Below are 8,946 nucleotides of genomic sequence, written 5' to 3' on the forward strand. Positions count from 1 at the left end.
GAGGCTCCCGGGTCAACCGATCGACTTGACGGACATCGGCGGTCCGGCGAGGTACGCCGCCATGGAGTCGTCAAGGGCATGCAGCCAAGGCGTGTGGTGGGGCGGCGACTGGGTGCCGGTCATCAGCGAGCGATAGGACTTGTCGCGGTAACCCATGATGTCGTGGGCCTTGTCGTGCTTCCAGTGCAGGAAGGTGTCGTTGACCGCGGCGATATCGAAGCTCGGGTAATCGGTGGCGTCCACCAGCTGCTGGATGTAGGCGCCCTGGAATTCGAACATTTGCTGGTTGGTTTCCAGTGTCTGTTCCCGTGCGTGCCAGTGCAGGCTGTCGGCGATCATCTCGGCCTGGCTCGGCAGCTGGAGGCGTCCGAGGATCACGTCGCGGGCGTACCAGGCCTGGGCGTCGAACATGTTGAACGAGTACCACTGGTCCTGCATGCCGAGGTAGATCAGTTGCGGGTTGGGCTCCCAGAAAATGCCCTTGTACAGGTTCATCGGCCATAGCCGGTTGTCAGTCTTGAGGCACAGTTCGTCCGGCAGGAAGGGGAAGTGGTGTTTGTAGCCGGTGCACAGGATCACCGCATCGATGTGCTTGTGGGTGCCGTCGATAAAGTACGCGCGGTTTTTTTCCAGGCGCTGCAACAGCGGTTTTTCTTCCCAGTTGGCGGGCCAGTCATAGCCCATGGGGGCGGTGCGGTAGCAGCTGGTGATGCTGCGGGCACCATACTTGTAGCACTGCGAGCCGATGTCTTCGGCGGAATAGCTGCTGCCGACGATCAGCAGGTCCTTGCCCTTGAACTCCAGCGCCTCGCGGAAATCATGGGCGTGCAGGATGCGCCCGCCGAACTGCTCGAATCCGGGGAAGTACGGCATCTTCGGCGTCGAAAAGTGCCCGCAGGCGTTGATCACATAGTCGAACTCTTCCGAGGTCCGGGTATCGCTGCCGTGGTCGTGGGCAACCACCGTGAAGCGGCGAGTCTCTTCGTCAAAGGTGACCTGGCGCACCACATTGTTGAAACGGATGTAGTCGCGAACCCCGGCTTTTTCGACGCGGCCCTTGATGTAGTCCCACAGCACCTCCCGGGGCGGGTAGGAGCCGATGGGGCGACCGAAATGTTCTTCGAAGGTGTAGTCGGCGAACTCCAGGCATTCCTTCGGGCCGTTCGACCACAAATAGCGGTACATGCTGCCGTGCACCGGTTCTCCGTGTTCATCCAGGCCGGTGCGCCAGGTGTAATTCCACATGCCACCCCAGTCTTGCTGTTTTTCATAGCAGACCAGTTCCGGGATGGGCGTTCCCTGGTCCCTGGTCGATTGAAATGCCCGCAGTTGAGCCATGCCGCAAGGGCCGGCGCCGATGATTGCTACGCGTGTGGTCATGGTCGTTTCTCGTGGCTGTGAATCGGAAAAAAGGCTCGCTCAGCGAAAAATCACCGTCTTGTCCTGGTTGATGAACACCCGGTGTTCCAGGTGGTATTTCAGGGCTTTGGAAAGCGCCACGGTTTCGGTGTCGCGGCCGATGGCAACCAGCGAATCGGGCAGGTGCGTGTGGTCGACGCGCTGGATTTCCTGCTCGATGATCGGCCCCTCGTCGAGGTCCGAGGTGACGTAGTGGGCGGTGGCGCCGATCAGTTTCACGCCGCGGTCGTAGGCCTGGTGATAGGGCTTGGCCCCCTTGAAGCCAGGCAGGAACGAGTGATGGATGTTGATCGCCCGCCCGGACAACTGCTGGCACAAACCATCGGAGAGAATCTGCATATAGCGGGCGAGCACCACCAGGTCGGTCCGGGTGTCCTCGACGATGCGCATCAATTCGGCTTCCTGGCCGGCCTTGCTGTCCTTGGTGATCGGCAGGTAGATGAAGCGGATACCTTCGCGTTCGGCCATGGCGCGCAGGTCCAGGTGGTTGGAGACCACGGCGGTGATGTGCATGTCCATCTCGCCCTTGCGATGGCGGTACAGCAGGTCGGTCAGGCAATGGTCGAACTTGCTGACCATCAGCAGCACCCGGGTCGGCTGGCTGCTGCAGAACAGTTGCCACTGCATGTCGAAGCCGCCGGCCATGTCCCCCAGATCCTCGCGCAGGGCACCGATATCGCCGGTCACGCCAGTGTTGAAGCGGAACACCGCGCGCATGAAAAACTGCCCGGTGAACTCGTCGTCGAATTGCGCCAGTTCGCTGATGTAGCACTGCTGCCGGGCCAGGCATGCGGTGATCGCGGCGACGATGCCGGACGCTGCCGGGCAGTTGATCTTGAGGATGTAATGTTCGTTGGAGGTGTCCATTGAAGGTTCCCTGATTGCAAGTGAAGGGGCGGCTCAGCCCTTGGCTGTGCGCTTGGTTTTTTCCGGGTCGTCGAAGGGCAGGGCGTGGGTCACGGCGGCGCTTTCCAGGCTGCCGCGCACCTGCAGGGCTATGCCGGGAAGCACGCAGGCAAGGCTCATCCGGGCGATGGCCATGGAGCGTTTGCTCAGGCGCGAATACATGCCGCAGGTGATGACCCCGACTTGCTTGTCGCCCTGCCACAATGTGTCGCCAGCCTCGGCGGCGCGGACGCCTTCGAGCAACACACCGGTGATTTTGAAGCGCTCTTTGCCACGCAGCCGGAAGTGCTCCTCGGCGCCGCGGAAGTCGCGTTTGTCCGGCGAGACGGTAAAATCCAGGCCCATTTCCCAGAGGGTGTCGCCGGCCTTCTGGTCGGCGAAGGGGTACATCTGCGAATTGTCGTAGGGGAAGAACATCAGCGAACTTTCCACCCGCAACCAGTCCAGGGCGGTGAAGGCGCACGGGATGATGCCAAGGCTCGCGCCCTGTTCGAGGATGCTGTCCCACAGCGCCGGGGCATCGGCGGCCTTGCAGAAAATTTCGTAGCCGCGTTCGCCGGTGTAGCCGGTTCGCGAGATCATCACGGGGCGGTCGAACAGGCGGGTTTGCAGGTGATGGAAATAGGGCAGCTGACGGATCCCGGGGACGTGCTCGGCGAGAAAATCCACCGCCAGCGGGCCTTGCAGCGACAGGTCGTGCAGGTCGTCATCGAACAGCACGGCCACCTGGCGACCCTGGGCTGAACGCACCAGCATTTCGTGACCGCTGCCGGCCCCGTGCACCACCATGAACACGTTGGGCCCGGTGCGATAGACGATGCAGTCATCGACGAACTTGCCGTCCTCGTCGAGCATCGAGGCGTACACCGACTTGCCGGGGTAAAGCTTGGCGATGTCGCGGGTGGTGGCCCATTGCAGCAGGCTCTCGGCATGGGGGCCGACGTAGTGGACTTTCTTCAGCCCGGACACATCCATCAGCCCGGCGCGGGTGCGGATCGCCTGATGGTGATCGGCAAGATCGCTGCTGTAGGTCCAGGCCGTGCCCATGCCGTTCCAGTCTTCGAGGTTCGAGCCGAGTGCGCGGTGCCGTTCGGCCAATGCGGAAATACGCCATGAGTGAGCCATGTGAGGATCCTTGTCGAAAAAAAATGGGTGGGGGTCAGGCCTGGTCGAAGCGGCTCAGCCACTCGACCAGGGTCGCTCGGTAACGGCTCATACCCTTGTAGTCGGCGATCGGCTCGGGCAGGTCGCGCAGCACACGGTGCAGGCGGCAGCCCCAGCCGGGCTGGGTGACCAGCTCGTCCATGCTGATCAGGTAGGTGCGGATGCTGAACATCACCGCATTGCTGCGCGGCAGGCGGGCCATCACTTGCAACTCGACCCGCAGATGCACCTGTTGCCCGACGTTGTCGGCGGTGATGCGGCCGCGGTCGGCGCCCCATTCATGGAAGGTCTCGGGGGAAGAATCCAGGCGCGGGTTGATGGTCAGCGTCCAGTTCAGGCGCCGTACCGGCTGCCCCGCCTGCAGGTTGAGCAGGTACTTCAGCGCGCGGTCGAACACACCCATCTGGTGGGCCATCGGTACCGGCGAATGCCACTGCTTGAAACTCATGCCGGCGTCGAAGGCCAGTGACCAGTCGGCCGGGCAGGTGACCAGGCCGGCGTCCATGTACAGATCGCCGTCGCGTTGATCGAGCAGGGCGAAATCCCCCTGCACCTGGCGGCCGATGAACTCCAGCGGCTCGCAGGGCAGGCTCGTGGCATCACCGAACACGAAGCGCTGATCGATATCCAGCAGCTGGTTGCGCCAGTGCCAGTCGTCACCCACACGCTCAAGGCTGAACCACTGCGGATAGTCGGCGGCGAGGTGTTCCATGAGCATCTGCAGTGCATCCCAGGCGGCTACCTGCATATGCGGCATCACCAGGTAGCGGCGCGGGTCCTTGTCCAGCACCAGGGCGCGCTCGGCCATTTCCGAACGGTAATGTTCGTCGATGTCGAAGCCGTGCTGGTAAACCGAGCCGGGATCCCGGGACGTTGCCGGCTCGATGTTCACCGAGTACAGGTAGCTGTCCTCGGTGAAGGGGAATGGGAAACGGCGGATGGCCGTGGGGCTGTTGCGAAAACTGAAGTCGTCTCGATAGCTCTGCACGGGGGTTGCTTGAATGGTCATGGTCGACTCCTAAAGATCCAGCGAAACGCATTGGCCGCGGCCGCGAGAGACACAGGGCATGAGAAAGCCGTCCTGTTCAGCGGGGCTGAGGAAGTTGTCGCGGTGTTCGATGTCGCCGCCCCGGTGGCGGGTCATGCATTGGCCGCAGACGCCGCCACGGCACAGGTTGGGGATCTGCAGGCCGGTCGATTCCAGGGCTTCGAGCAGGCTTTGTTCAGCCCCGACCCGCAGGCGGCGGCCGCTGCGCAGCAGTTCGACGTCGAAGGCCTGACCTGGCTGTGCGCCATTGAAGGCTTCCCAATGCACCCTCCCGGGAGGCCAGCCGAGGGCCGTGGCCTGTTGCCGTACCGCGTCGAGCAACGGTGGCGGGCCGCAGGTGTACACATGGCTGCCCAGCGGCCGGTCGCGCAGGATCCGGCTCAGGTCCGGGCGACTGGCGTAGGTGTGCAATCGCGAACCCAGTCGCTGTTGCAACTCATCGACGTAGGCATCGCTCAGCCCGGGGCGATACAGGTAGTGCAATTCGAAGTGGGCCTGGCGTTGTTCGAGGGCCGCGATGTAGGCCATGAACGGTGTGATGCCAATGCCCCCGGCGATCAGGATGTGCAGGCTGGCGGTCGAGTGCAGGGCAAACAGATTGGCCGGCGGCGAGATCTGCAGCCTGTCGCCGACCCGGACCTGGCGATGCAGGTAGTGCGAGCCGCCGCGGGAGACGTCCTGCAGGCGTACGGCAATGCGGTAGTGCTGGCTGTGCGCCGGGTCGCCGGTCAGTGAATAGGCATTGCGAACCTTGCCCGCCGCCAGCGGCAGGTGAACCTGCACATGACTGCCGGGGGAAAAACCTGGCAAGGGTCCGGCGCATGATTGCAGGGTGAATTCGCGTACCACCGGGCTGAGCATTCTCGCCGCGCTGACCTGCACCTCGAGGACCGCGCTCATGGCCGGGCTCCGGCGTAAGGCTGGTCGGGGTTGGTGCAGACGCCCAGGTATGCCCCCAGGCGCCTGGAAAAGTGCTCGCGCACTTCCAGCCCGACCGCGCAACCGATGCAGGTCACCAGCGGCTCCGGCCCGGCAGCCTGGGTCAGGCCGCAGTGCACGCAATACACCAGGCGCGGGCCGGCAAGCGTGCGGATGATGTCGATCTCATCATCTTCCAGCCCGACGCTGCGGGCCTCGCCATGGATCCGCCAGATAAAGGCCTCGTCGCCCATGATGTAGAGCTGGCTGCCGACGGTGGCACTGCCCAGCATCTGCTGCAGGCGCGGGGTGAAGTCGGCGTTCTCGCCATTGAGCACCAGGGGCTGTTCAAGGGCGCCGACAACGGGGGCGCAGGCCGCCGCCGATTGCATGACCACAAGGTGCCGGGTGGCGGTATCGCGGGGCAGTGGCTGGCGATAGCGCGGGAGGCTGTGAAGTCGGTCCGGGGCGGCGCTGTGTTTATCCGTCATGTGGGCTTTCCTGGCTGATCCGCGCCTGTCGAAAGGCGAGAAAGGTGGCGTTGGACAGAGAATTTGTTTCCTGTTGGGGAAGATACTTTCCTATGGGGAAAATCTTCTCAATCCGGAAAAAGGGCTATGTCTTTGGAGATAAGCCGTGCGCGACACCGGTTCGGGGCATGGAAGTTGCTGGTCTCCCGGTTCAGGGCTGAGCAGCCGGACGGGGGAGTTATCGAGAGTGCGAACACGACCGCAGTGGTGGCCGCTCTGGTGGGGGCGTATCCGCCCCGATCAGGCACGCAGCGTGCGCAGGTTGTTGGCCGGGTTGCCCCTGAGCCAAATGCACGCTGACGGTGCCTTGGCGACTTTTCTGGACCGTTTCGACGCACTGCTGCCCAGCGGCAGACTGAATCTGATCCTGGGCGGCGAAGACCTGGGGCCGGCACGGCGTGCATCGCTTGAGGGCTGTAGGGGCGTGGAACGCTGTCCCTGGCGTGACGGGGCACTGACGGATACGGCTCAAGTCTGTGGCCCTTGCCGGCAGCGGGGCGTGCATCGCCTGCTGTGTGCCTTGTCGCCCAGTGACGATTCGGGCAACGGGGTGTTGCTGCTCGATAGCCCACGACCGGTTCACGCCAGCTGGCGCCCCTTGCTGGAGGAGGCGGCGCAGGCGGTCGGCATCACGGTACGCTTGCGTTGCCACAGCCGTGAGCAACAGCGCAAACAGGCCACGTTCCAGCACGGTGCCCTGGCCCGTGAACTGCACGATTCGGTGGCGCAGCAGTTGGGTTACCTGGCGTTCCAGGCGCACTTGCTGCGCACGCAACCGGGCACGCCTGCGCACGCTACTGCCGTGTTGCAGGAATTGTGCGGCGGCCTGAGCCAGCTGCAACGCCAGGTGCGCGAGCTGATCACCAGCGCGCGCCTGACCATGGACGGGCGCTCGCTGCGTCAGGCCCTGGCCGACTCCGTCGCCGAGTTCTCGCGGCGCTGCATCATCGTTTTCGAACTGGACAATCGCCTCGCCGACGATGCCTTGGGCCCGGAAACCGAACTGCAGATTTTGCAGATCATTCGCGAGGCACTGGCCAACGCGGTGCGCCATTCCCATGCGAGGCATGTGCGCATCGAATTGCGGCAAAGCCAGGACGGCGATATCGCGGTATCCGTGGAGGATGACGGCATCGGCCTGAGCCCGGCGTCGGGGGAGGACAACCATTTCGGCCTGGCGATTATCCGCGAACGCGCCGCGAGCATCGGCGCCCGGCTGACCATTGAAGCGATCCGCCCGCACGGGGTTCGCGTACACCTTGGCCTTTGCCACCACCAGGACCAGCCACAGGGGAGTTTCGATGGACTGCACGACCTTATTACTGATCGATGATCACCCTCTGTTTCGCAAGGGCCTGGCGCAGCTGTTCGGCGCCAGCGATGACTTCGAAGTGGTGGGGCAGGCCGCCAGTGGCCGCGAAGGCATCAACCTGGCCGTGAGCCTGGCGCCGCAGCAGGTGCTGCTGGATCTGCACATGCCTGGCTTGAGCGGCTTGCAGGTGCTCGATGAACTGCGGCAGTTGCGCCTCGATTGCCAGGTGGTGGTGCTCACCGCGTCGATGGATCGCGCCGAGCTGTTGACGGCCCTGCGCCTGGGGGCCAGCGGCTATGTGCTCAAGGAGACCGAGCCCGATGCGTTGTTGGCCTACATGCGCAACTGCCACAAGGGCGCGATCGTCCTGGATTCGACCCTGGTGGCCCTGCTGGCCGATCAACGCGAGTCGGCGCACCGGCCGGCACAGGATCCGGATCCGCTGGACACCGGCAACCTGACCGAACGCGAGGGCCAGACCCTGGCCCTGATCGCAGCCGGCATGAGCAATAAACAGATCGCCCGGGAACTGGGGATCAGCGATGGCACGGTCAAGATCTACGTGCGCAATCTGTTGCAGAAGCTTGGCCTGCACTCGCGCCTGGAGCTGGCGGCGTGGGTCCACAACGGCGCGTCCGTGCGACACGAGGAGCGGCATTAGATGATGGATCGGCCTGAGGCATGTGTGCAGGCATCGTCCTTGCACCTGATGGATCGCTTTCCGGCGGCGCTGCTGGAACTGCGGGATAACGGGCAGATCGCCCACTTCAACCTGGCCTGGGTCGAGCTGATGGATCGGCCGGGGCCGGAGCGTAATCTCGTCGATTACGTGCACCACGAAGACCGTTCATTGTGGCGCCAGGCCCTGCATGAACTGCGCCGGCGCCCCGAGACCTGCTTCAACCAGCGGCTGCGTTTCGTCCACCCTTCGGGGGAACTGCGCTGGTTCGACGTCAGCCTCAGGCGCGGCGCTCAAGGTTTCTATCTGGTGGCCGGGGACATTACCGCGCACAAACGCCGCGAGATCGCCTTGCAGGCCAGCCAGCGCAGCAGCATGAGCCTGCTGGACAGCATGCCCGGGCTGATCTACCGCGGCCGCAACAACCGCGACTGGACCATGGAATTCGTCAGTGCCGGCTGCCTGCAACTGACCGGCTATCCCCCAGAGCGGCTGGTGGACAACCATGAGTTCACCTACAACAGCCTGATCCTGGCGCAGGATGCCGATTACGTCTGGCGCGAGGTGCAATATGCCTTGTCGCGACAGGAACCGTTCGAACTCGATTACCGGATTCGTTGCGCCGATCAGTCGATCAAGCATGTCTGGGAAAAAGGTGTCGGGATCTATGCCGACACCCGGGAAGTGCTGGGTATCGAAGGCGCGATCTTCGAACGCAGCCCCCGCCGCCAGTGACGGGGCGGCTTGCCCCCCGGTGACAGGGGGCCGCGGGCCTCAGGTTGCATTGTGGGCATTGCACCCGGTGTAGTAGAGGTTCAGGCGGTAATCACGACAGCTCGCCAACCCCCTGGGTGCGCTTGCCGAGCTTCATCAGCCCGTAGTAACTGATAGCCGGCACCAGCAGCCCGACCAGCCAGGCCAGGTCCACGCCGTCCAGCGCAGTAGCGATGGGGCCGACATAAAATGTGGT

General features: G+C 63.8%; 9 protein-coding genes and 1 pseudogene. 3 read left to right on the forward strand and 7 right to left on the reverse strand.

The window, feature by feature from the left end:
- Window positions 1-12: 12 nt before the first annotated feature.
- The 6 genes from ABWY06_RS10740 to ABWY06_RS10765 are packed head-to-tail and all read right to left on the reverse strand — an operon-like array spanning window position 13 to window position 5,946.
- A complete protein-coding gene (locus tag ABWY06_RS10740; protein WP_353925564.1) occupies window positions 13-1,380 on the reverse strand; it encodes a trimethylamine monooxygenase in 1,368 nt (455 codons plus the stop codon).
- Window positions 1,381-1,419: 39 nt separating this feature from the next.
- Complete coding sequence (gene purU / locus ABWY06_RS10745) at window positions 1,420-2,286, reverse strand: formyltetrahydrofolate deformylase (RefSeq protein WP_154976724.1); 867 nt, start codon at window positions 2,284-2,286, stop codon at window positions 1,420-1,422.
- 33 nt (window positions 2,287-2,319) lie between these two features.
- Complete coding sequence (locus ABWY06_RS10750; protein WP_353925565.1) at window positions 2,320-3,450, reverse strand: aminomethyl transferase family protein; 1,131 nt, start codon at window positions 3,448-3,450, stop codon at window positions 2,320-2,322.
- Window positions 3,451-3,484: 34 nt separating this feature from the next.
- The gene (locus ABWY06_RS10755; protein ID WP_353925566.1) at window positions 3,485-4,498 is read right to left on the reverse strand and encodes a heme-dependent oxidative N-demethylase family protein; all 1,014 of its coding nucleotides are present in this window, start codon (window positions 4,496-4,498) and stop codon (window positions 3,485-3,487) included.
- A gap of 9 nt (window positions 4,499-4,507) precedes the next feature.
- Window positions 4,508-5,437 carry a PDR/VanB family oxidoreductase gene (locus ABWY06_RS10760; protein WP_353925567.1) on the reverse strand — a complete coding sequence of 310 codons (930 nt, stop codon included), beginning with the start codon at window positions 5,435-5,437 and terminating at the stop codon, window positions 4,508-4,510.
- Window positions 5,434-5,946: a dimethylamine monooxygenase subunit DmmA family protein gene (locus ABWY06_RS10765; RefSeq protein ID WP_353925568.1), complete on the reverse strand. Its 513-nt coding sequence runs from the start codon at window positions 5,944-5,946 to the stop codon at window positions 5,434-5,436. Before ABWY06_RS10765 ends, ABWY06_RS10760 begins: the two co-directional genes overlap by 4 nt.
- A 226-nt stretch (window positions 5,947-6,172) precedes the next feature.
- Between ABWY06_RS10765 and ABWY06_RS10770 the strand changes: the two genes are divergently transcribed.
- From ABWY06_RS10770 to ABWY06_RS10780, 3 genes are read left to right on the forward strand one after another with little or no spacing between them, the layout of a single operon-like run.
- Window positions 6,173-7,318: an ATP-binding protein gene (locus ABWY06_RS10770; protein WP_353925569.1), complete on the forward strand. Its 1,146-nt coding sequence runs from the start codon at window positions 6,173-6,175 to the stop codon at window positions 7,316-7,318.
- Complete coding sequence (locus tag ABWY06_RS10775) at window positions 7,287-7,958, forward strand: response regulator (protein WP_128872076.1); 672 nt, start codon at window positions 7,287-7,289, stop codon at window positions 7,956-7,958. Before ABWY06_RS10770 ends, ABWY06_RS10775 begins: the two co-directional genes overlap by 32 nt.
- Complete coding sequence (locus ABWY06_RS10780; protein WP_353925570.1) at window positions 7,959-8,711, forward strand: PAS domain-containing protein; 753 nt, start codon at window positions 7,959-7,961, stop codon at window positions 8,709-8,711.
- Between the two features lie 91 nt (window positions 8,712-8,802).
- On the opposite strand, the pseudogene ABWY06_RS10785 reads toward ABWY06_RS10780, so the two are convergent.
- Window positions 8,803-8,946 (reverse strand): annotated as a pseudogene (locus tag ABWY06_RS10785) (cytosine permease); the annotation flags it as partial.

The organism is Pseudomonas sp. (genome assembly GCF_040514055.1).
Classification (GTDB): domain Bacteria; phylum Pseudomonadota; class Gammaproteobacteria; order Pseudomonadales; family Pseudomonadaceae; genus Aquipseudomonas.

Bases quoted from the DNA above. Each gene is read 5' to 3' on its own strand.
- purU (WP_154976724.1), bottom strand. From the start codon at position 2,286: ATGGACACCTCCAACGAACATTACATCCTCAAGATCAACTGCCCGGCA.
- ABWY06_RS10765 (WP_353925568.1), bottom strand. From the start codon at position 5,946: ATGACGGATAAACACAGCGCCGCCCCGGACCGACTTCACAGCCTCCCG.
- ABWY06_RS10750 (WP_353925565.1), bottom strand. From the start codon at position 3,450: ATGGCTCACTCATGGCGTATTTCCGCATTGGCCGAACGGCACCGCGCA.
- ABWY06_RS10780 (WP_353925570.1), top strand. From the start codon at position 7,959: ATGATGGATCGGCCTGAGGCATGTGTGCAGGCATCGTCCTTGCACCTG.
- ABWY06_RS10760 (WP_353925567.1), bottom strand. From the start codon at position 5,437: ATGAGCGCGGTCCTCGAGGTGCAGGTCAGCGCGGCGAGAATGCTCAGC.
- ABWY06_RS10740 (WP_353925564.1), bottom strand. From the start codon at position 1,380: ATGACCACACGCGTAGCAATCATCGGCGCCGGCCCTTGCGGCATGGCT.
- ABWY06_RS10775 (WP_128872076.1), top strand. From the start codon at position 7,287: ATGGACTGCACGACCTTATTACTGATCGATGATCACCCTCTGTTTCGC.
- ABWY06_RS10755 (WP_353925566.1), bottom strand. From the start codon at position 4,498: ATGACCATTCAAGCAACCCCCGTGCAGAGCTATCGAGACGACTTCAGT.